This window comes from Alkalihalobacillus sp. NPDC127517 (assembly GCF_050276055.1).
Lineage (GTDB): Bacteria > Bacillota > Bacilli > Bacillales > Bacillaceae_D > Alkalicoccobacillus.
The window spans coordinates 194872-216359 of record NZ_JBNNQX010000009.1; the positions used below are offsets into that span (position 1 = coordinate 194872).

The window sequence follows — 21488 nt, forward strand, 5'->3', positions numbered from 1 at the left end:
ACGACGCGTTTCAAACGAAAAAAGAGCCACTACTTAAGTGGCTCCGACTTACTACAAATTAGTATACGTAGCTAGCTCCAATGATTACTAAAAGAATGAATAAAACAATGATAAACGCGAAGCCGCCACCAGCGTAACCGCCGCCTTTTCCACATTCAAATTCTCCCATGTTGCCACCACCTTTCCAAGACATAACATAGACTATGCAGTAACAAGAGAAAGGGGTACTTATTTTATGTTAGAATCTGTTTGCCGATTTACTCCCAATGCGACTGCTGATAAGACATGTCCCAAAACAGATATTCGAACCGGCTTGAAGTAAGAAAGATGTCTTCAAGCTGCTTTCGTTCAGCTTCTCCTAAAGAGAGCGCAAGTTCATCAAGCTTAGAACATAACCAGTCAGCAATTTCCTTAAATTCATCGTCTTGATACATGTGGATCCACTCTCCGTAATCAGGGTGTTCAAGTGCTCCAGGTAAACGAGCGAGCCGTTTTCCTATCTCCGAATAACTCCATGCGCACGGAAGAATGGCTGTGATGAGATGAGCTAAGGAGCCTTTTTGTGCTTCACTGATCATATAGCTACTATACGCAATCGTAGTAGGAGCGGGAATCGATAGCTCCAATTCTTCATTTGTAATGCCTAAGCGCTGTGCGTACGAGCGATGGAGGGACATCTCTTCATGGAGAGTCGATTGCAAATAGGAGGCAAAGGTAGCCATTGTATCCAAATCTGGTGCCTTCACAACACCAAGTGCGAATACTCGAGCATATTCAATAAGATATAAATAATCTTGTTTCATGTAATACTTAAAGGCCTCAATGTCTAATGTTCCTGATCCGATTTCCTGAACAAATGCATGTTCATGATTCGCTTTCCAGATTGAATCTGCTTTTTGACGTAAATCCTTCGTAAAAGACATCTACTCACTCCTCACCATCGTTTTTATTCTCCAGGTAACCCTTTTAAACGAAATGCCCAATGATTTGTTGGACCATTTCCAGAACCGAGCTGGAGGGTATAAGAAATTGCATCCGTAATGAATGCTTTTCCTATTGAGACGGCTTCCTCAATAGACTTCCCTTTTGCAAGCTCTGCAGTGATTGCTGCTGAGAAGGTACAGCCTGTTCCATGCAGATGTTTTGTATCGGTTCTGTCTGCATGCAGATGGGTCATGGTTTGATTTGAGAACAGCACATCCGTTGAATGATCTGTTCGATACCCGCCTTTAATGACCGCTGCCTTAGCGCCAAGCTCGTTCACAATGAGTTTAGCCGCTTTTTCCATATCAGCGACTGTTTCAATCTTCATCTCAATTAAATCGCTCGCTTCTGGAATGTTTGGCGTAACAATGGTTGCAAGGGGTACTAAGGTTTCACGTAAGGATTTGCGTGAATGTTCATCCATTAAAGGATCTCCACTCTTAGCAATCATCACTGGATCACAAATGTAAGGCACTTTAACGCCTTGTAGGTAGTCAACCAATGCCTCCATCATCTCAGGAGTGGCAATCATCCCCGTTTTCACCGCAGAAGGGGGAATATCCGTTAAAACCGATTCAAGCTGTGTTTGAATCAGGTCGAGAGGCATGTGTTGGATCATTTGAACACCAGTTGTATTTTGAGCAAGAACGGACGTAATGACACTCATACCAAATACTTCTCGCTCTTGAAATGTTTTTAAATCAGCTTGTACCCCAGCGCCACCAGTAGGGTCTGTTCCTGCGATGGTTAATGCTGTATGGATAGACATCTTCATTCCTCATTTCTTTATTTTGACTTACTTCGGAACGATGATTAAAAAGGTTAACTAATGTGATACATCTCCAAAAAAAACACCGCTTCTCATAAGAAGCGGTGCACATAAACGATCAGATAAACCATACGATCTACTATGTATGGACAATTACGTGCCACTTTCCTACGCTAGTGTTAACTAGATCAGGTAATTAGGGTTAAGGCATCGCCTCTCTCAGCATCGTGCACCCCTAGTGGTTAGTCTGTCATTCAGTTATTAGTTTACAGCGTCTTTAAGCTGTTTACCTGGTTTGAACGCAGGATTTTTTGTTGCTGGAATTTCAATTTCTTCACCAGTTTGTGGGTTACGGCCTTTACGAGCAGAACGCTCACGTACTTCGAAGCTACCAAAACCAACAAGTTGTACTTTTCCACCTTCTACTAGAGAAGAAGTAATGCTGTCAAATACAGCGTCTACTGCTTTAGAAGCGTCTTTCTTAGATAGATCCGCTTGTTCGGATACTGCGTTAATTAAATCAGTTTTGTTCATTGAGATAACTCCCTTTCATTCCTTTAAGATAGAAAAGATCATTACGTAAGTAGCGACATAACAATCTTTATTTACGACAAGTATTTAATAACCTGCCCTTCAAATTTACTCATGAATCCTTGTTAAGTCAAGAGATTTGGGTTAAATAAACGCTCAATAGAGACTTTTTTATCATTTTTTAGCAAAATATACGACATCATAGAAAACGTGATTGCTATGCGTCCTCTCCTAAAAAACAATCAAGGGTTCTGAGTTAAAATTTGCGGACACGGAATGGGCTCACCATAAGAAGGGAAAGAGCAATAATTGCATACATAAATACATAATAAGGGATATAATTGACGAATAGAGTTAAAAATGTGAGAATACAACCAGCAGCCGTAATAGGTAAACCAACAAAATACTGATTGGATTCTGTAATGTTGAAACGTGCCAGACGCAGGGCGCCACACATAATATAAATGATTGCGAAAATGGCTCCTGGCATACCGAACTCAACTAAAGCCGCCTGGTACATGAGCATAGCAGGGGCTACACCAAAGGAAATAATATCACTTAATGAATCAAGCTGCTTACCTAATTCAGAGGTAGCATTAAATTTTCGTGCGGCCGCTCCATCTAAACGATCAAAAACAGCTGCAATAGCAATGAGAAGTAATCCTACTCTTAATTGGTCATGAAATACATAGATAATGGCTAAAGCTCCAAAGCCTAGATTGATTAGTGTTAAGGCGTTTGCAATTTGGCCTTTAACCTTCTTTAAAGAAGAATCAAGCCTTTGTAATAAGAACACCTTCGTTCACTCTCCTTTTATAATACAGTTAATCAAACAAAACTGCTAAAAACTGTATGAATCTATAATTATATCATGAGAATAACGTGAGAAACAGAGTAAAAAAGAAAATAAGAATGATTGGAGACATGTAATGAAAGGTTTTCGCTGGTTTTTTTGCGCGTGTGTGGAGCTTACAAATGGACCCTTTATGTCCAAGCGATTAAAGCGTTTTTCCACTTCGAAAGTAAGCAAGCCCTTTATCCCATTATTTATAAGAACATTTAATATAAACAAAGAAGAAATTCTTTTACCCATTCATCGGTTTGAAAACTTACATTCATTTTTTATTCGTGAACTTAAACCAAATACTAGGTCAATTGACCAAGAGTCTAACAGTGTTGTGAGTCCTGTTGATGGTGTATTGGCTGAGCAGGGGCATCTTGATGCGGGTAAGACTTTTACTGTAAAAGGACAAACGTATTCTCTTACTACCATGCTTGGATCAGAGAGTGCGGCTGAGGCATACGAGAATGGCCAATATGCAGTGTTTTATCTAAGCCCCAGTCATTATCACCGATTTCATGCGCCGCTTTCTGGTTCCGTGTTAAAGAGGTGGTCACTTGGTTCACGTTCATACCCTGTGAATCAATTAGGGATGACGTATGGGAAAAAGCCCCTTTCAGGTAACTTTCGTGTGATTTCAGAGGTGAAAACAGAAGATGGGCATAAAATGGCGATGGTTAAGGTTGGAGCCATGAACATCAATTCGATTGAAATAACACACTCATCCGATGATTTGAAAAAGGGTGAAGAGATCGGTTACTTTTCGTTTGGTTCTACGGTTGTTTTAATTTGGAGTGCTCAGTCGCTTACATTAACCAAAGAGAGTGTTCCAACAGAAGTAAAGATGGGAGAAAAGGTAGGAGAGCGATAAATAAAAATGGCGAACATTCCAATCCTGGAATGTTCGCCATTTTTCATAAATTGGGGCTTTTTTATTTTGATGAGTCTTCCTCTTCATACGAACGTTTTAAATCGTCTCGAATGTCTTTATCGTGGAACGGCACACCAATGCGATGCGCTGAACGTGCGATCATAAGGGAAGCCATTGGAGAAGTCATGAAAACAAACAGAATGGTTAACAAGATTTTCCCGACAAATTGTTCTTGTATGAACATAAAGTACAAGAAAGCTCCAACTAAAAGAGTCGCTGTTCCAAGCGTTGTACTTTTACCAGCCGCGTGAAGTCTTGCATAGACATCAGGCAGTCGGTTGATTCCAAATGCAGCAAGTAAACAAAGAAGGGCGCCTGCTAGTAAAAAGATGGAGATGATCCACTCAATCGCGCTCAAATAAACCACCTCTTTCTAAGAACTTCGATAAGGCTACAGACCCTACAAACGCTAAAATTCCAATGACAAGAAGAACCTCAGAATAAGCAATTGTTTTTTGTTGGATCATAAGGGTTCCTATTGTTCCAACTAGGATCAACCCGAAAGTATCAAGAGCCACAATTCGATCAGATGTTGTTGGTCCTAAAATTGCTCTTACAAAACAAAGAAGTAAAGAAACTGAAAGGATCCCCAAAACAATCATTAAAACAGTTGAAAACATTAACGGGTCACCTCCATAATGGCTTTCTCAAACGTTTCCTGAATGCCCTTAATTAATTCATCACGATTTGGAGCGTCCAAAGCATGAATATAGATTGTTTGACTATCATCAGAGAAGTCCATAGATAATGTTCCAGGAGTTAATGTAATTAAAACAGCTAGAAGCGTAATTTCTCCCTTCGTTTCAAGCTTGGTCGGAACTGCAACGATACTTGAAGTTATATTAAGCTTTGGAGAGAGTACAATCTTAATTACATCAATATTTGCAATTAAAAGTTCCTTTAAGAAAAGAATGAATAATTTAATCGCTGCAAACACTCGTCGTAAGTAAAACTCGTATCCTATTAAGCGACGAGCTAAGAAAAGAACTAAGATACCTATTACGTATCCTATTGTGAAATCGACAAAGGTGAAGCTGTTTTGAAATAACATCCAACCTACTGCTGCAATGATATTTAATAAAATCTGTATAGCCATGTCTCACTCTCCTAAAACGGCTTCAATATACATACTTGGTGTAAGTAATTGGTCAGCTACTTCTAATGAAAAGGTAAACATCGGCTCAGCTGCAAACCCAAGTACAACGGTTAATAATACTAAAGGCACAATAGGAAGGAGTAACTTTCCTACTTTAATATTTTCTTGCTCATGCATATGCTTTTGTTCACCCCAAAATACATAGATAAAGATTTTTAACATCGAGAAAAGGGTTAACAAACCAACTATCAAAGCGACTGTACCAATAATATAATGTCCACCCGTTAAACTATCTAAAATGAGTGGAAACTTACTGAAAAAGCCACTAAGAGGAGGAATTCCAGCAAGAGAAACCGCTGATATAAAGAACATCCATCCGAGTAGAGGGTGCGTTCCAAGTACGCCTCCCATTTTTTTTAAATCAGTTGTCCCGGTGATCCGTTGAGTGACACCTGCAAATAGAAAGAGTGAAGCTTTTACAATGATATGGTGAGCAATATAATAAACAGCTCCGGCAATGGCCACTTTTGTAAATAACCCTAGCCCCATAACCATATAGCCAACCTGACTAATGATATGGTATGAGAGGATTCGCTTGAAATCAAACTGAGATACCGCTCCGAGAACTCCAAAGAACATTGTTAATCCGGCCATAATTAAAATCAGCGTATGAGTAAAAGCAATGTCTTGGTTAAATACGAGCGTAAACATCCGAATAATCGCATAGATACCTACTTTTGTTAATAAGGCGCCAAACAAGGCCGCAATGGCCGCTGGAGGCCCAAAATAAGATCTAGGTAACCAGAAATACAGTGGGAATAATGCGCCCTTCATGGAGAAAACGATTAATAAGATAATCGCAGATACCTGAAGCGCTCCTGTTTGACCGAGCTCTGCATTTCTCTCAGCAAGGTGAGCCATATTCACTGTACCTGTTATCCCGTAAATATAGGCAAGAGCCACAAGGAACAAAATTGAGCCAAACACATTGATTACAACATATTTAAATGACTCGCGTAGCTGATACTTCGTCCCTCCAAATACAATTAAAATGTAAGAGGCGATGAGCATGACTTCAAAAAATACAAAAAGGTTGAACAAATCTCCTGTAAGAAATGCACCGTTTACCCCAGTCAGCAGGAAAAGATAAAATGGATAATAGTAAAATTTTTCTCTTTCCTTTGAGAGTGTAAAAAATCCAAAGAACAAGCAAACGGTACCTATGAGTGAAGACAGAATAACCATAAAGCTAGAAAACAAGTCAGCAACAAAAACAATTCCAAATGGAGCTGGCCAGTTACCGAACTCTAGTGTCGTTATACCGTTTTGATAAACAAAGATCAAAAGGTATACAGATAGAGCCAATAAAACGAATACTGTTATTGAACTTAATACACGTTGAACTCTTGGTTGACGTTGGAAAAGGATAAGTAGTGATCCCACAATCATAGGGATCAGCACCGGTAAGATTAATAAATTATTCATCGGCAGACCCTCTTAATTCTTCTAAATCATCTGTGTTATGAACCTTGTATGTTCGATATGCTAGAACGATCACAAAAGCGGTAATACCAAAACTAATAACAATTGCTGTTAGAATCATCGCTTGTGGCAATGGATCAGTGAATGCTGAATCTCCAAGGTTGAGGAGAGGAGCGGCCCCTCTCGTTAAGCCAGGCATTGTTAATAAAAGTAAATGGGCACCGTGTGATAACAATACTAGTGCCATAACCACTCTTAAAAGACTTTTAGAGAGCAAGAGGTACGTTCCAGCCATGAAGAGAACTCCGGCGATGATTGACATTAAGATTTCCATTATTGATCATCCTCCGCAATCGCTAACGTGATCGTGACCGCAATCCCAATGACGATTAGATAGATACCTAAGTCAAAAGGAAGGGCTGATGTTAGCTCAGTTTCTCCTAAAAAGGGTAATTCAAAGTAGTCAAAATAGTGAGTGAGAAAAGGATCACCATTAAATACCATACTCCATGTACCGGTTCCAAGGGCAATGAGCAGTCCGATTGCAATGAATGATGTGAATGCAAAAGGTAATGCTTTTTTAATCTTTTCTCGATCGAAATTTAGAAAGAGTAACAAAAAAGTACAGCCAGTCATTAATCCTCCAATGAAGCCTCCTCCAGGTTGATTATGACCAGCAAAAAACAAGTAGACAGAGAAAATGAAGACGAAGAATACAGTAATTCGCGTCAGATATTGCAATAAGATATCATTTGACTTGTTCACACATCTTCGCCTCCTTTAAATCGTAATTTAATCATAGCGATAACACCAAGTGCTGCAATAGCAAGGACTAAACCTTCAAGAATGGTATCTAGTCCACGGAAGTCAACAAGGATGACGTTAACCATGTTGTATCCGCCACCTAATGTCTTACTGTTTTCAATGAAATATTCTGAAACGGAGGTTAGTCCACTATTTGATCCCATGATGAATGAGCTGATACCGATAAGTGTAACCATTACTCCTACACTTATTGAGATGACTACATTTTTAACTTTAATTGGTGTTTTAGCTGTTTCCTTTGGTAGCTCAGGCAAGTGGTAAAAAGCAAGCATGAATAAGAGGACAGACACCGTTTCAACAAGTAGTTGAGTTAGTGCTAAGTCCGGTGCTCTAAAGACCACAAATAGAAGCGCCATTAAAAATCCAACGAATCCAACAATGATAACAAGTGTAATTCGTTTTTTCACAAAAATAGTACTAATCGTTGCCGAGATGAACAGAACGGTTAAAATCCACATAAAGATTGGAACTGACGCCGCTTCCTCCATTGAAAACACGAATGCGTTTGATCGGAAGGCAGTGTAAGCAAGTAATCCAACAATAAACACACACATGTACGTAAAGTAATGTCTAAGCAGACCGGTCATTTGTACTCTTGTTACATTTTGAGATCCGGATACAAGTCCGTCTAAACCGCGATCGTAAAACATGTTAAGTGGATCACGTTCTCGATTGTAAATCGTTAGCTTTTCCCACTTTTTGATAAATGAGAATAAGGTAATGGCCCCGACTGCGACGCCGATTGTCATAAATAATTCTGTATTCCAACCATGAAACATGGAAAGCTTAACAGCAAACTCTGAATTTTCAGCGAGCTGAGGAAGAATAGCTGTTACAGCTGGTTGAATTAGAGGTTTTGCAATAAGGCCAGGGAACAATCCAATTACAATCACAAGGCTCACTAAAATAATAGGACTAATTAGCATTCCAATCGGTGCTTCATGAGCTTTTTTCTCGTGTTCCTCCGGCTTAAATGAACCAAAAAAGGTGCGAACAAACATAATTAGACAGTATAAGAAAGTAAAAATGCTAGCGATCCATGCGAAAATTGGAATCAGCATACCTAAACTTCCAATCTCAGAAATTTCCGTAACTCTCAATGTGCCTGTAAAGAACATTTCTTTTGAGATAAAGCCGTTAAATGGTGGTATACCTGCCATTGAAGCTAGTCCAATTAAGGAAATGGTAAAAGTAATAGGCATAATACTCATTAATCCGCCTAGCTTGCGAATATCTCTTGTTCCCGTTTCATGATCGATAATTCCGGCAGCCATAAACAATCCACCCTTAAATGTAGCATGATTTACTAAGTGGAAGATACCGGCAACCGTTGCTACTGCAAAGTACGCTGTTGAATTGTCCGAATCATAAAAATAGGAAGCAGACCCTATGCCTAAAAGAGCCATAATCATTCCTAACTGACTAATGGTCGAAAAGGCTAAAATTCCTTTTAAATCTTTTTGACGTACCGCGGAAACAGAGCCCCAACATAAGGTGATGATCCCTGCTATTGTTAGGATCCAGAACCATTCCCAAGAACCACCAAATAGAGGGGTTAACCTTGCTACAAGATAAATTCCTGCTTTTACCATTGTAGCTGAATGGAGGTAGGCACTTACTGGAGTAGGAGCTTCCATTGCATCGGGTAGCCAAATGTGAAACGGAAATTGAGCAGACTTAGTAAATGCTCCAAGTAAGATCAAAATCATAGCTGGAATAAAGATCGAGCTTGCAGCAATGAGATCAGCCTGTTCGATTAATTCTCTTATACTAAACGTTTCTGCAACACCGTATAAAAGTGAAAAGCCGGCAAGCATCGAAAATCCACCAAATACAGTGATTAGCATTGATTTTTGAGCACCATAAATGGACTTATCCCGATTATACCAATAGCTGATTAGTAGTGCTGAAGCAAGACTTGTCAGCTCCCAGAATATGTAGAGAACAATTAAGTTATCTGATAAGACAACGCCAAACATCGCACCCATAAACATTAATAGATAGACGTAAAATTGGTGAAGTTGTTCTTTGGTTTTATCTAAATAAAAGATGGAATAAAGAACAACTAAAACACCAATACCTGATATTAGTAAGGCAAATAAAAGGCTTAACCCATCAACGTAGGCTGTGAAATTAATACCGAGCGACGGTACCCATTCAACTGTTTTTGATACAACATTGCCATCTGATGTAGTAGATAGAAAACGTATAAAGTACAAAAACAATACTAACGGAATGAATAGGACAAACCAGCCAGTATGGGCTTTTTTTACATAACGAAACAAAAACGGGATAAAGACTGCACCTAGAAAAGGTGTGAGTATAGCCCAATGCAAAATTGACAAGATGAAACCTCCTCACGATTGACATAAGACGAAAACGTCTGATTCTCTATAAAGACTCTAGCAAAGATTATCTTAAAAGAAAAGGGAGATCCCCCGACGCATCAACCTTTTTAAAAAAACTACTAAATATGAAGAAAGTCGTTCTAGAATAAAAAAATTCATTAAATTATGTATACTTCTTAAAGGATTTTCCTACAATTTAGGTATGACAAAAATAAGGTGCGCACTTCAATGAAAACTAGAACAAAAGCCTACATCTGTGGTGGGATATTTTTAATCATGGTCGTTGCTGGAGGGATATCTGATTCTATTGTGAACCAGAAACGCTCAGAATATATACGAGGTCAAAATATCCAAGGCGATTATGGTGACCTTAACGATGAGTTTGCTCCAAGAGAATACATTAAGATTCGTCCTAAGCAAACAAAAGAGGAGTTGCCTGAATAAGGCACTCCTCTTTTAGTACTGTATATTCTTAAGATGTACGCTTGATTTTTGAATCAAGAGACCGCTTCACAATTTCAAGTTTAATGAGTTCTACAAATTCATTACTCAATTCAAGTTCAATGGCTTTATAATACGTTTCAATGAGAAGATCATCCGATAAATGCTTCATCTTGTCCTGCTGCCAATTTGCAACAGGGTCACCTCCCTTTAAAGATGGTTTGTCCAAAATGGGTAAACGTTGAACCTCTCGATGAATCATGTTCTTGTTTTTTTAATCCTACCACGTTCTACATAGGAGAACAATCGTTCGTTTGTCCACAAACAAACGTGGATAACCTGTGTTCATAGTGTGTATAAAAGTTAATAGTGCTTATTTAATGAGGTTTTATATCGTGTATAAAGTTATCCACAAATTTAGCGATTGACAGATATTGTCGAAAGAATTATTTGAATTATACGTAGATCATATGAAGAAGTAGTGTTTTTAGCGGAAATCATTGATTTAAGGAGTGTTAGAAGGTATAGTTTTACATTGATAGAAAAGTCGATGAGAGCACATTTGAAAAAATAATGAGGTGTAGGGATGTTCAAAAACCTTTTACCTAATCAGTATGTTCAGAGCATTTATGAAATTAACTTAGATGAACTGCAGAAAAAAGGTATCCGCGCAATTATTACGGACTTAGATAATACATTGGTAGAATGGGATCGACCAGAGGCTACTCCGGAAGTAAGAGAATGGGTAAAAAGGATTAAGGAACATGATATGGTTGTCACGATTGTATCAAATAATACGGAGAAGCGCGTGAAGGCATTTGCAGACCCTGAAGAAATGGTCTTCATTCATAGTGCTAGAAAGCCGATGAGGCGTTCTTTTGTCCGAGCTTGTCAGCAAATGGGGGTAACTCCTGAGCAGACCGTAGTAGTGGGTGATCAGATTTTTACGGATGTATTAGGAGGGAATCGTGCAGGGCTTCAAACGATTTTAGTTGTTCCGGTAGCAAAGTCGGATGGACTTGCTACATTATTAAATCGACGCGCTGAGCGCTTTGTTTTAAGATGGATGAGAAAGAAAGGATTGATCCAGTGGGAGAATCAGGATTAAACACAGAGCCGATTTATTGCACAGGCTGTGGAGTAGAAATTCAAACAGAAAAAAAAGGTGAGCTTGGTTATGCTCCACCTTCTGCATTAAAACGTGAAGTAGTTATTTGTCAGAGATGTTATCGTTTAACTCATTATAATGAAGTGCAAGATGTTTCTCTGACAGATGATGATTTTTATAAGATTTTAAATACCATTTCTGAAAAGAACGCTCTAATCGTAAAGGTTGTTGATGTGTTTGACTTTACAGGTAGCTGGCTGCCTGGTCTGCATCGATTTGCTGGTGGAAATGATGTCTTTCTAGTTGGAAATAAGGTTGATTTGCTCCCGAAACTTATTAATCGTAACAAAGTCATTAATTGGATGAAATACTCTGCGAAGCAGCTAGGATTAACTCCAAAGGATGTCTCCTTAATGAGTACGAAAACCGGTGAGGGAGTTCTTGAGGTTGCAGCTCAGATTGATGAGCTACGTAGAGGGAAAGATGTGTATATCGTCGGGTGTACAAACGTAGGAAAATCATCTTTTATTAATCAATTGATTAAGCAATTTGCCGGAGATACGGATCAATTAATTACGACTTCGCATTTCCCAGGTACAACCTTGGATGTAATTGATATTCCTCTTGATGATGGACAAACCATGTTTGACACGCCTGGTATCATTAATCATCATCAAATGGCTCATTATGTTTCGGAGGCAGGTCTTAAGACCATTACACCTAAAAAAGAATCAAAGCCAAGAGTGTATCAATTAAACAGTGAACAAACATTGTTCTTTGGTGGATTAGCAAGGATGGATTTCGTAGCAGGCGAACGATCTTCATTTGTTTGTTATTTATCAAATGAATTGATGATTCATCGGACAAAGCTTGATAAAGCAGATGAGCTATACAAACAGCATACTGGGACACTCCTTGTGCCACCAGATCAAAAAGAACCTTTAGAGCTAACTAAGCATTCCTTTACGATAACTGACCAGTTAAGTGATATTGTCTTCTCAGGGTTAGGTTGGGTTACGGTAAGGGGAGAAAATATAAAAATTGAAGCATATGCTCCTAAAGGTGTCGGAGTATCTATTCGACCATCCATTACATCAGGATAAGGGGTGGAATGATGAAAAAAGTATTTGGGTTGCTTGGTCACCCAATTGGCCATTCAATGTCACCGATCATGCATGAGGCAGCATACAAAGACATGAGTCTAGAGGCTACTTACGTTGGGTTTGATGTTACGCCTGATCAATTAGAGAATGCGGTAAAAGGGATCCGTTCGCTTGGAATTAGCGGTTGTAATGTAACGATCCCTCACAAAGTCGAAGTGATGAAATATCTTGATGAAATTGATGAAGAGGCGCGTCAAATTGGAGCGGTTAATACAATTGTAAATGTAGATGGCTACCTTAAAGGGTTTAATACAGACGGTCGCGGATATATCCAATCGTTACTTACTGTTGCCGAAGGTCTCCGTGACCAAACGATTCTAGTTATTGGTGCTGGTGGAGCAGCCAGAGCAGTTGTCGCGGCCTTAGCAGCTCATCATCCTAGTGAGATTGTTATTGCTAACCGTACGGAAGAAAAAGCACAAAGGCTAGCGGAAATGTTCGCGGGTACCAAAGTATCTGTACAGGTTTCATCTATACATGAAGCTGAAGAGCGGCTGGGAAAGTTTTCAATCATTATTAATACAACCTCAGTTGGAATGAGCCCACATGTGACAGAACAGCCGATTTCACTTCAGAACCTTGCAAGAGGATCAGTTGTTAGTGACTTAATCTATAATCCAATAGAGACTACACTTCTTAAAGAAGCGAAACAAAAAAAGGCTCATACGTTAAATGGAGTAGGGATGTTTGTACAACAAGGTGCCTTATCCATTAAACACTGGACAGGCCACTTCCCTAATTTGGAGCCAATGCAAGACGTTGTGTTAAGTCAGTTAAATAAAAGTAAATGATTTTGAAGGAGAAGTATAATGCTAACAGGTAAACAAAAACGATTTTTACGTTCAAAAGCACACCACTTAAACGCTATTTTTCAAGTGGGTAAGGGTGGAACGAACGACAACATGATCGACCAAATAAAAGAAGCGCTTGAAGCCCGAGAATTGATTAAGGTGAGCGTCTTACAGAATTGTGAATATGATAAAGATGAAGTGGCAGCTGCCATTACTAAAGGCACAAAAGCACAACTCGTTCAAGTGATTGGAAATACAATTGTTCTTTACAAACAATCAAAAGAAAATGCTACTTTGGTGTTACCAAGATAGCGAAAAGAGTGAATCAAATGTCAGGTAAGAAGATAGGTCTTTTTGGAGGAACCTTTGATCCTCCTCATTTCGGGCACATGCTTATCGCTCAGGAAGCATTGCATGAGTGCGAACTGGACGAGATTTGGTTTATTCCAGTGTCGACACCTCCGCATAAAAAAAGAGATGTGACGCCAGGATCGGATCGTTTAGAGATGCTTATAAGAGCGATAGAGGAAGAGCCTAATTTCTACGTCTCTGATGCTGAATTAAAGCGATCTGGTCGGTCCTATACGGTTGATACAGTCAAACATTTTGCCGAAACCTATCCATCTCACGAATTTTATTTTATTATCGGTGGAGATATGATCGAATCACTTGGCGACTGGAAGGACATTGAAACCATCCTGGACCTTGTGACGTTTATTGGAGTGGACCGAGGTGGACATACCGAACCTTCACCACGCTATAAAGATCGAATCCAGCATTTAGATTTGATTCAAGTTGACTTTTCCTCTACCAAGATAAGAGAAAGAGTTCAAGAATCAAAACCGATTCGCTATATGGTACCTGATAAAGTTGATTCCTATATTCAAGAGGGAGGACTTTATGGATCAAAAACAAGCGTTAGAGCTCGTTAAACCACATTTGACAGAAGGTCGATATATTCATACGCTTGGTGTAATGGAGACAGCTGTAACACTTGCTGAGCGATTTGGTGAAGATCCAAAGAAAGCAGAAACAGCAGCCGTTTTTCATGACTATGCCAAATATCGGGATAAGAATGAAATGAGAGAACTCGTCAAGGAAAAGCTGGAATGTACAGATATTCTTGACTATAGCGATGAACTGCTTCATGCTCCATGTGGTGCTTATTTTGTAGAAAATGAAATCGGGATAACGGATCAAGCTATTTTAATCGCGATCTCGTCTCATACAACGGGTCGACCGAACATGAGTCTGCTTGAAAAGATTATCTTTTTAGCGGATTATATTGAGCCGAACAGAAAGATGCCAGGAGTGGAAGAAGTCAGAGAACACTCAGAAACAAGTCTAGATCTTGCGATACTAAAAATGCTTGAGAATACAATTACATTTTTAGTCAGTAAAAGACAGACACTATATCCATTAACACTTGAAACATATAATGAATTTGTTAGACATCTTGAGGGGAGTTTTGATAAGTAGTGAATAATGATCAATTGTTATCTTTAGCGATAAACACAGTGGATGATAAACGAGCGGAGCAAATTGTTGCAATGGATATGAGAGGGATCTCGCCTATTGCGGATTATGTAGTGGTTTGTCACGGTAATTCAGAAAAACAGGTTCAGGCCATTGCGTTTGAATTGAAAAAAGTAGTTCAAGAACAAGGAATCGAAATTCAACGTTTAGAAGGTTATGATCAGGCACGTTGGGTGTTACTCGACTTAGGGGATGTAGTGGTTCACGTGTTCCACAAAGAAGATCGATTGTATTATAACCTTGAAAAATTATGGGGAGATGCGCCAACCGTTGAGATTGAGAAGGTACTTGGATAATGGAATTAAAACCAGGTTTAACAGCTACTTTAACGGTCGCCCGTAAAGCTGATTTTGGTTATTTTTTAACTGATGGTGAAACAGATGTGCTGCTTCATAAGCGTGAAGCAGGTGGAGAACATGAGATTGGCTCATCTCTTGAGGTGTTCCTTTATCATGATCATCAAAATCGTCTGTCAGCAACTATGGAAAAACCTCACGTTAAGAATGATGAGTTTGCTTGGCTTGAATGTATTCAAGTGAAAAAAGGCCATGGCGTCTTTCTTTACAATGGAATTACTCGTGATTTGTTTGTTTCAATGGATGAGCTTCCTGAAGATGATGATTATTGGCCAGCACGCGGAGACAAAATGCCGGTACGCTTGAGTTGGGATAAGAAAGGTCGCTTAATGGGTGCTCTTGTCAGAGGGCTCCCTTTAGAGAATGTCTCTGTAAAAGCAGATCCAATTGTCTTAAATCAAGATGTTTCAGGTCATGTATATCATTACGTTGACGAAGGTGCTCTAATCTTCACAGATAAAGGGTATTTAGCATTTATGCACGATGATGAGATGACTGGAAAACTTCGTATCGGAGAACGTGTGCGTGCCCGTGTTGTGTATGTTAGGGAAGATGGCAGAGTAAATGTGACAATGAAAGCATTAAGAAGTGAACGTCAAAAAGACGATGCTACTACCTTACTGGACTATCTAAAAACTCACGATGGCTCAATGCCCTTTGGGGACAAGTCTTCTCCTGAATCCATTCAAGGTGCGTTTCAAATGAGTAAGGCTTCTTTCAAACGAGCTCTAGGGAAATTATTGAAAGATGGTCAAATTGAGCAACGGCATGGTTGGACCTACCTGAAGGATCAGTCATGAATTATACTGGCTTTGCCTCTCTTTACGATTATTTGATGGCAGATGCACCGTATGCCGGGTGGCTAGAATTCGTTAAAGAGAGCGTTCAGGGTCAACCTTTACATGGGCTGAAGTTTATAGATGTTGGATGTGGCACTGGAGAACTGTTACTTTTAATGCTTAAACAAGGAATGAACGGAACTGGGTTGGACCTTTCTCCGGAAATGCTAACGGTGGCTCGTGCAAAAGCGGAGGAAGAGGGATTTTCGCCACTTCTGATTGAAGCGGATATGACGAGCTTGCCGAAGCTAGATGAGTATGATCTCGTAACAGTCTTTTGTGATTCATTAAACTATTTACGTAGCGCGGATGATGTTCAATTGGCCATTGCAGGGTTTGCTCAACAGCTTAAAAAGAACGGTCTACTTTTATTTGATGTGCATTCTGAGTATAAGATTAATGAAGAGTTTGTTGGACAAACCTTCGCAGATGCTGACGAGGATGTTTCGTACATTTGGAACTCTTTTAGTGGCGTAGAGCCGAACAGTGTGGAGCACGAATTAAGCTTCTTCGCTAAAACCGAATTTGGTCATTACGAGCGAACGGATGAGTTACATGTTCAAAAGACATTTTCCATTGATCAGTACTGTACGTGGCTTCAACATGCTGGGTTCAAAGTAGTGTCGGTCACAGCTGACTTTACACAAAATGAGCCAACGGACAAAAGCGAACGAATTTTTTTCAAAGCGATAAAATTGTAGCAGGAAATGGCTTACATTTGGTGAATAGTGAAGAGGAAGACTTTTATTTAGAAAGTCTTCCTTTTTTGTAGAGTGAATCTTCAATATGTTTTTTTTCAATGTAATATTTACGATGTGTTCGTTGAAACAAATGATCAAACATCAATCCAGTTTCGTTTCGCAGTACATCAATACCTTCTCCAGTAATTCCTCCGGGAACACAAATCCTTTCTTGAAGACTTGTTAACGTAAACCGTTTCTCCTCAAATAACTTCCCAAGACCAATTAACATGTTTGTAGCGAGTTCCGTTGCTTCATCCTCTGTAATGTTTGTTTGTCTAACTGCTGCATCAATGAACCCTTGTGTTAAAAAGCTAAAGAAGGCAGGTCCGCAGCTTGCAATGTCGGAGGAAACCCGGGTGATGTCTTCGCTAATTTCAAGAGGCTCAGAAATATGTCTAAGTAAATGAGTTAATTTCTCTTTGTCAAGTGGCGTACATCTGCTCCCAAAGCTTAGTAAAGACGGTCCGGAAAGGGTCTGGTTTATTAAGCTTGGTATCGCTCTTGCTACTTTAGAAGGGACGTTTGACTCAATAGCTTCCACTGTGATGGGACTTGTTATCGATACAAGTAAATGTGACGGTTGTAAATGATCGGTTATTTCCTCAAGTAAGGAGGGTATTTGTGGCGGCTTCACACATATAAAAATGATCTTAGAATGATCCACTAAATCTTTTGCGGATGAAGCTATCTGTACTTGTGAGTATGCCTCCTTTAAAAGTAGAGCCTTTTGCTCGCTCCGGTTAAAAATAGTTATCTCCTGCTCCTGTATGGCATTTGATTCTAAAAATGCGTCCACAAGCATCGTCCCCATACTTCCTGTTCCGATAATTCCGATCTCAGTCATCGTTTTCCCCCTTAACAAAGACTCCGTACCATGTCATTAACACAAAATATATGCATTGCAAAATAGAATATGCGGTTAATAAAGTGAGAAGGTGAAATGGATTGCTACAATTCATAAAGACTTACTGGATTCATGTTGTTGCAGGTTTTGCATCAATATTAACGCTTACGCTTGTTATCGTTCTGCTATTTGTGAGCTCTGTACCTCAAAGTGAACATCCAGATCCACTTGAAGAGTGGTTGCAAGGAGATGAACGAACCGACGATGCTGAGGAAGTGGAGAACCTACCTGAACCAAATATCATGGTGGATGTAAAGGGTGCAGTTATGAAACCTGGAATATATGAGCTTTCGCCTCAAAGTAGGGTGGTAGATGCCATCAATGCTGCAGGTGGATTATCGGAGGAGGGTGATGCAAATCAATTAAACTTTGCACTGATCCTGCAAGACGAAATGCAAATTTACGCGCCTAAAGAAGGGGAGGAACTGTCTGGCACGCCCTCGCAAAACGTAGTGAGTGCCTCCGCTCAACAAGATCGTCATTCAGGTGGACCGTTAGTTAATATTAATACTGCTTTAGAAGCGGAGCTTGAAACGTTAAACGGCGTTGGTCCGTCAAAATCAGCAAGCATTATCGCTTATCGAGAGGAGAATGGTCCTTTTACGGTGATAGAGGACTTAATGAATGTGAGTGGAATCGGTGAAAAATCGTTTGAAAAGCTTAAATCAGAAATTACTGTACAATAATCAGATGTTGACGGACTTATGTAACCTTCCTTACACTAGTTAAGCACAGATTCACGGTTTTACTAAAAAGGAGAGTCACAAAAATGGAACGTATTTCATGGGATCAATATTTTATGGCGCAAAGTCATTTATTAAGTTTACGTAGTACTTGCCCAAGGCTGATGGTAGGGGCAACGATTGTTCGTGAGAAAAGAATTATTGCAGGGGGCTATAACGGCTCTGTAAGCGGTGAGGCGCATTGCTTAGATGATGGATGTATGGTCGTTGATAATCACTGTATTAGAACCGTCCATGCTGAAATCAATGCCTTGCTTCAATGTTCAAAGTTTGGTGTTCCAACAGAAGGAGCAGAAATCTATGTAACCCACTTTCCGTGTGTTCATTGTTCGAAATCTATTATTCAGGCTGGAATTCGTCGTGTGTACTACGCCCAGGAATATAAAAATGATCCTTATGCCGAGCAAATTTTTAAGGCAGCAGGGGTTGAATTTATTGCGGTTGAGTTAGATGAGGCTATAATGGATCGCCGCTATCAAGAAAAGTTAAATTTAACTGTATCCTTACTAAAAGAACTTGAAAAAGCAGATATTCCAACCGAGCTTTTACAAGACTTCCTCTCTAAGAGTCGTGAGATCTATTCTAAAGTGTAATCTAGGCAGGAGGGAATAGTATAAGACTTTTGTTCATTGGGCTGATATCAGCCGTTCTGGGGTTGTTAAGTGCGATTCGAGAGGTCGACCTTCCATTATGTATAAGTATTGCTCTTTTACTCATATACTGTTTACTGCAAAAAGAACAAAGAGTGAAGGCGTTGCTCCTTGCTCTATTGATATTCTTGCTTTTCTTTTTGCGCGGGGAGATTGCTGAAAAAACAAATGTGTCCTCATTTGAAGAGGGGCATCTAACAGCTCAAGGAATCATCAAGGGCATTCCAAGAGTGAATGGTGATTCAATTTCTTTTCAAGTTAAAGTGGAGAACGGCGAGCGGTTTCAGGTTTCGGGTATCCTGGCTCATGAACATGAACAAAGAATTTGGAATCAGCTCCGACCTGGTGACCGTTGCACTTTAAATGGGAAAATTGAGAGTCCAAATAAAGCCTCTAACTTTTTTCAGTTTAATTATGAAAGGTACCTCTATCAACAATCGATTCATTGGCTCTACCAAATAAATCCTTCGCAATCTACATGCGAAAGTGACCGTGGGACTTGGTTAGATCAGTTTAATAATTGGCGAATGGGTCGCATTCACTCTATTCAAGAAACGTATCATGAAAGTACATCAGGCTTAATTGTAGCGCTCACTTACGGGGATCGGTATTTCATTGATCAAGATGTATTGTCGGCTTATGAAAAGCTTGGAGTCATTCATTTGTTGGCTGTTTCCGGAATGCATGTGGGTATGCTTACGGCTTTTCTGTTTTATTTGTTTATTCGATTGGGCTTAACGAAGGAAAGAGCGATGGAGCTATTAATGTTCGTATTGCCTTTTTATGCAATCTTTGCAGGAGCCGCTCCGCCGGTGATTCGAGCGTCTTCTATGAGTTTTGTTGTGCTTTTATGTTTACGATTAAAAACAAAGGTTCATCCATTGTTTGGTATTGCTATCGTTAGTTTTCTATTCCTTATGATTAATCCGTATGCCTTACTGCAGCTAGGTTTTCAATTATCTTTTCTTATTTCCTTTTCTCTTCTCATTTCTGCCCCGTCAATCCGTACAATGTATCCATCCTATATTAAACAAATGATGTCTGTAACATTAATCGCGCAGCTCATTACCTTACCATTAATTCTTTATCACTTTTATGAATGGAATGTGATCAGTCTCCCACTTAACTTAATCTATATTCCATTTATCACAATGGTTGCTCTTCCCTCGTCATTCCTTGCAAGTGTGTTCGACTTATTCCTCCCGAGTGTTTTAAATCTCCCTTACTATTTGCTTGAAGCCATTGTTCCTCCCGTTCATCACACACTCATGTACATAAATCGCTTGTCACTTGGATCCTACAACCCGGGCAAACCAACTGGATGGCAGATCTCCATGATGTACCTTGTCATTCTATATGTCCTTTACATCTGGGAAATCCAGCGTAAGCAGTGGATGGTGCGCTCACTTATATCGATACTAATTGTTCTGTTAACTATGAAGCTGACACCCTATCTTAAACCTGTGGCCACAGTTACGATGCTCGATGTAGGACAAGGAGATAGTTATGTAATCGAACTACCAAGAAGAAAAGGAATTATTGTCATTGATACTGGTGGTGTGATTCGTTTTTCGAATGAACCGTGGCAAAAACGAAAAAATCAGTTTGATACAGGAAAAGATGTAGTTGTTCCTTATTTAAAAGCAAAAGGGATTTCATCAATTGATCAATTGATATTAACCCACGGAGATCATGATCATATCGGGGGAGCGGAAAGGATTCTGGGGCAAATGACTGTTAAAGAGCTTTTGTATGGAAGTGGACCGGTGACTAAGGACGGCGAGAAAGAAATGCTGCGTTCATTTTTTGATGAAGGGACTAAGATTTCACTTGTAGAGGCGGGAAACACGTGGAGTTATGGTGACAATACATTTGTAGTACTCTCTCCATTCCCAGATGAAAGGGAAGAAGATATCAATGAACGATCAATTGTGATTGCAGCATCGATAGAAGGTGTGACTTGGTTGTTTACAGGAGACTTAGGAGAGAAGGGTGAGCTACGCCTTTTGGAACATTATCCAAACTTACAAGTGGATATTCTGAAGGCGGGTCATCATGGGAGTCTAACATCATCGTCTGAGCCTTTACTTGATCACATAAAACCAAGTATTGTCCTTATCTCTGTAGGGCGAAATAACCGTCATGGCCATCCCCACCCTGAGATTATATCTAGGTTTGAAGCGCGGAGAATGAGAATTTATCGTACCGATCTTGATGGGGCAGTGCAAATTATATGGAAACGGGGAGATATCGATGTAAAAACGGTGTTTGATTCAAACAAAACAGGACCTTAATATAAAGTCCTGTTTTCCGTGTGTGCGCCCAGCATGGGTGATAACTTGGTGGTGAAAGTCCACTACAGGCTTGGCAGTAGGAACTGTTAGCTGACGGCAAGGGTGTCCATCGC

The 21488-nt window shown here is 39.7% G+C and carries 28 protein-coding genes and 1 riboswitch; of the genes, 14 read left to right on the forward strand and 14 right to left on the reverse strand.

The genetic code is table 11. The annotated features are described in order from the left end of the window. Positions 1-58: 58 nt before the first annotated feature. The 5 genes from ACQKKO_RS14170 to pssA all read right to left on the reverse strand — a co-directional run bounded on the left by ACQKKO_RS14170 (position 59) and on the right by pssA (position 3080). Positions 59-169: a YjcZ family sporulation protein gene (locus ACQKKO_RS14170; RefSeq protein ID WP_210340737.1), complete on the reverse strand. Its 111-nt coding sequence runs from the start codon at positions 167-169 to the stop codon at positions 59-61. A gap of 88 nt (positions 170-257) precedes the next feature. Continuing rightward, positions 258-923, reverse strand: a complete 666-nt coding sequence (gene tenA / locus ACQKKO_RS14175) for a thiaminase II (protein WP_498648247.1) — start codon at positions 921-923, stop codon at positions 258-260. Between the two features lie 23 nt (positions 924-946). After that, the gene (gene thiD, locus ACQKKO_RS14180) at positions 947-1753 is read right to left on the reverse strand and encodes a bifunctional hydroxymethylpyrimidine kinase/phosphomethylpyrimidine kinase (RefSeq protein ID WP_498648249.1); all 807 of its coding nucleotides are present in this window, start codon (positions 1751-1753) and stop codon (positions 947-949) included. Between the two features lie 148 nt (positions 1754-1901). Further along, a riboswitch (TPP riboswitch) is annotated at positions 1902-2000 on the reverse strand. Between the two features lie 14 nt (positions 2001-2014). After that, the gene (locus tag ACQKKO_RS14185) at positions 2015-2287 is read right to left on the reverse strand and encodes a non-specific DNA-binding protein Hbs (protein WP_203086399.1); all 273 of its coding nucleotides are present in this window, start codon (positions 2285-2287) and stop codon (positions 2015-2017) included. Positions 2288-2540: 253 nt separating this feature from the next. Further along, positions 2541-3080: a CDP-diacylglycerol--serine O-phosphatidyltransferase gene (gene pssA / locus ACQKKO_RS14190; RefSeq protein ID WP_498648252.1), complete on the reverse strand. Its 540-nt coding sequence runs from the start codon at positions 3078-3080 to the stop codon at positions 2541-2543. Between the two features lie 133 nt (positions 3081-3213). Here pssA and ACQKKO_RS14195 point away from each other — a divergent pair, with 133 nt between their 5' ends. Next, the gene (locus tag ACQKKO_RS14195) at positions 3214-3996 is read left to right on the forward strand and encodes a phosphatidylserine decarboxylase (RefSeq protein WP_498648255.1); all 783 of its coding nucleotides are present in this window, start codon (positions 3214-3216) and stop codon (positions 3994-3996) included. A 61-nt stretch (positions 3997-4057) separates the two neighbouring features. Here the strand turns inward: ACQKKO_RS14195 and mnhG are convergent, their stop codons facing one another. Genes mnhG through ACQKKO_RS14230 form a run of 7 tightly spaced genes read right to left on the reverse strand, consistent with a single transcriptional unit; the run spans position 4058 to position 9804 of the window. Beyond that, positions 4058-4414 (reverse strand): monovalent cation/H(+) antiporter subunit G, encoded by a 357-nt coding sequence (mnhG, locus tag ACQKKO_RS14200; protein ID WP_498648257.1) that lies wholly within the window; start codon positions 4412-4414, stop codon positions 4058-4060. Continuing rightward, a complete protein-coding gene (locus ACQKKO_RS14205) occupies positions 4401-4676 on the reverse strand; it encodes a Na(+)/H(+) antiporter subunit F1 (protein WP_498648259.1) in 276 nt (91 codons plus the stop codon). The genes mnhG and ACQKKO_RS14205 overlap by 14 nt, the downstream gene beginning before the upstream one ends. Further along, positions 4676-5152 carry a Na+/H+ antiporter subunit E gene (locus ACQKKO_RS14210; protein WP_498648261.1) on the reverse strand — a complete coding sequence of 159 codons (477 nt, stop codon included), beginning with the start codon at positions 5150-5152 and terminating at the stop codon, positions 4676-4678. The genes ACQKKO_RS14205 and ACQKKO_RS14210 overlap by 1 nt, the downstream gene beginning before the upstream one ends. 3 nt (positions 5153-5155) lie before the next feature. Then, on the reverse strand, positions 5156-6637 hold the full coding sequence (locus tag ACQKKO_RS14215) for a Na+/H+ antiporter subunit D (RefSeq protein ID WP_498648264.1): 1482 nt from the start codon (positions 6635-6637) through the stop codon (positions 5156-5158). Then, the gene (locus ACQKKO_RS14220; RefSeq protein ID WP_498648266.1) at positions 6630-6968 is read right to left on the reverse strand and encodes a Na(+)/H(+) antiporter subunit C; all 339 of its coding nucleotides are present in this window, start codon (positions 6966-6968) and stop codon (positions 6630-6632) included. Before ACQKKO_RS14220 ends, ACQKKO_RS14215 begins: the two co-directional genes overlap by 8 nt. Continuing rightward, complete coding sequence (locus ACQKKO_RS14225) at positions 6968-7399, reverse strand: Na(+)/H(+) antiporter subunit B (RefSeq protein WP_498648267.1); 432 nt, start codon at positions 7397-7399, stop codon at positions 6968-6970. Before ACQKKO_RS14225 ends, ACQKKO_RS14220 begins: the two co-directional genes overlap by 1 nt. Beyond that, a complete protein-coding gene (locus tag ACQKKO_RS14230; protein WP_498648268.1) occupies positions 7396-9804 on the reverse strand; it encodes a Na+/H+ antiporter subunit A in 2409 nt (802 codons plus the stop codon). The genes ACQKKO_RS14225 and ACQKKO_RS14230 overlap by 4 nt, the downstream gene beginning before the upstream one ends. Positions 9805-10035: 231 nt before the next feature. On the opposite strand from ACQKKO_RS14230, the gene ACQKKO_RS14235 reads away from it, so the two are divergent. Further along, positions 10036-10251: a hypothetical protein gene (locus ACQKKO_RS14235; RefSeq protein WP_498648270.1), complete on the forward strand. Its 216-nt coding sequence runs from the start codon at positions 10036-10038 to the stop codon at positions 10249-10251. 28 nt (positions 10252-10279) lie between these two features. Here the strand turns inward: ACQKKO_RS14235 and ACQKKO_RS14240 are convergent, their stop codons facing one another. After that, a complete protein-coding gene (locus tag ACQKKO_RS14240) occupies positions 10280-10420 on the reverse strand; it encodes a sporulation histidine kinase inhibitor Sda (protein WP_203086410.1) in 141 nt (46 codons plus the stop codon). 414 nt (positions 10421-10834) lie between these two features. Here ACQKKO_RS14240 and ACQKKO_RS14245 point away from each other — a divergent pair, with 414 nt between their 5' ends. The 9 genes from ACQKKO_RS14245 to ACQKKO_RS14285 are packed head-to-tail and all read left to right on the forward strand — an operon-like array spanning position 10835 to position 16742. Next, on the forward strand, positions 10835-11356 hold the full coding sequence (locus ACQKKO_RS14245) for a YqeG family HAD IIIA-type phosphatase (protein ID WP_498648272.1): 522 nt from the start codon (positions 10835-10837) through the stop codon (positions 11354-11356). After that, positions 11338-12459 (forward strand): ribosome biogenesis GTPase YqeH, encoded by a 1122-nt coding sequence (gene yqeH, locus ACQKKO_RS14250; RefSeq protein ID WP_498648273.1) that lies wholly within the window; start codon positions 11338-11340, stop codon positions 12457-12459. The genes ACQKKO_RS14245 and yqeH overlap by 19 nt, the downstream gene beginning before the upstream one ends. Before the next feature lie 11 nt (positions 12460-12470). Then, positions 12471-13310: a shikimate dehydrogenase gene (gene aroE / locus ACQKKO_RS14255; protein ID WP_498648276.1), complete on the forward strand. Its 840-nt coding sequence runs from the start codon at positions 12471-12473 to the stop codon at positions 13308-13310. Positions 13311-13328: 18 nt separating this feature from the next. Beyond that, complete coding sequence (yhbY, locus tag ACQKKO_RS14260) at positions 13329-13622, forward strand: ribosome assembly RNA-binding protein YhbY (RefSeq protein WP_498648278.1); 294 nt, start codon at positions 13329-13331, stop codon at positions 13620-13622. Positions 13623-13639: 17 nt separating this feature from the next. After that, a complete protein-coding gene (nadD, locus tag ACQKKO_RS14265) occupies positions 13640-14242 on the forward strand; it encodes a nicotinate-nucleotide adenylyltransferase (protein WP_498648280.1) in 603 nt (200 codons plus the stop codon). Beyond that, the gene (gene yqeK, locus ACQKKO_RS14270) at positions 14211-14789 is read left to right on the forward strand and encodes a bis(5'-nucleosyl)-tetraphosphatase (symmetrical) YqeK (RefSeq protein ID WP_498648282.1); all 579 of its coding nucleotides are present in this window, start codon (positions 14211-14213) and stop codon (positions 14787-14789) included. Before nadD ends, yqeK begins: the two co-directional genes overlap by 32 nt. Then, positions 14789-15142: a ribosome silencing factor gene (gene rsfS / locus ACQKKO_RS14275; RefSeq protein ID WP_498648284.1), complete on the forward strand. Its 354-nt coding sequence runs from the start codon at positions 14789-14791 to the stop codon at positions 15140-15142. The genes yqeK and rsfS overlap by 1 nt, the downstream gene beginning before the upstream one ends. After that, a complete protein-coding gene (locus ACQKKO_RS14280; protein WP_498648285.1) occupies positions 15142-16002 on the forward strand; it encodes a CvfB family protein in 861 nt (286 codons plus the stop codon). Before rsfS ends, ACQKKO_RS14280 begins: the two co-directional genes overlap by 1 nt. Continuing rightward, positions 15999-16742: a class I SAM-dependent DNA methyltransferase gene (locus ACQKKO_RS14285; RefSeq protein WP_498648286.1), complete on the forward strand. Its 744-nt coding sequence runs from the start codon at positions 15999-16001 to the stop codon at positions 16740-16742. The genes ACQKKO_RS14280 and ACQKKO_RS14285 overlap by 4 nt, the downstream gene beginning before the upstream one ends. Before the next feature lie 43 nt (positions 16743-16785). Here ACQKKO_RS14285 and comER read toward each other — a convergent pair whose 3' ends face one another. Further along, on the reverse strand, positions 16786-17628 hold the full coding sequence (comER, locus tag ACQKKO_RS14290) for a late competence protein ComER (protein ID WP_498648288.1): 843 nt from the start codon (positions 17626-17628) through the stop codon (positions 16786-16788). A 101-nt stretch (positions 17629-17729) separates the two neighbouring features. On the opposite strand from comER, the gene ACQKKO_RS14295 reads away from it, so the two are divergent. The 3 genes from ACQKKO_RS14295 to ACQKKO_RS14305 all read left to right on the forward strand — a co-directional run bounded on the left by ACQKKO_RS14295 (position 17730) and on the right by ACQKKO_RS14305 (position 21375). Then, a complete protein-coding gene (locus ACQKKO_RS14295) occupies positions 17730-18374 on the forward strand; it encodes a helix-hairpin-helix domain-containing protein (protein WP_498648289.1) in 645 nt (214 codons plus the stop codon). Between the two features lie 83 nt (positions 18375-18457). Then, positions 18458-19024, forward strand: coding sequence for a ComE operon protein 2 (locus ACQKKO_RS14300; RefSeq protein ID WP_498648290.1), 567 nt, complete (start codon positions 18458-18460; stop codon positions 19022-19024). Positions 19025-19086: 62 nt separating this feature from the next. Further along, positions 19087-21375: a DNA internalization-related competence protein ComEC/Rec2 gene (locus tag ACQKKO_RS14305; RefSeq protein ID WP_498648305.1), complete on the forward strand. Its 2289-nt coding sequence runs from the start codon at positions 19087-19089 to the stop codon at positions 21373-21375. Positions 21376-21488 lie beyond the last annotated feature (113 nt).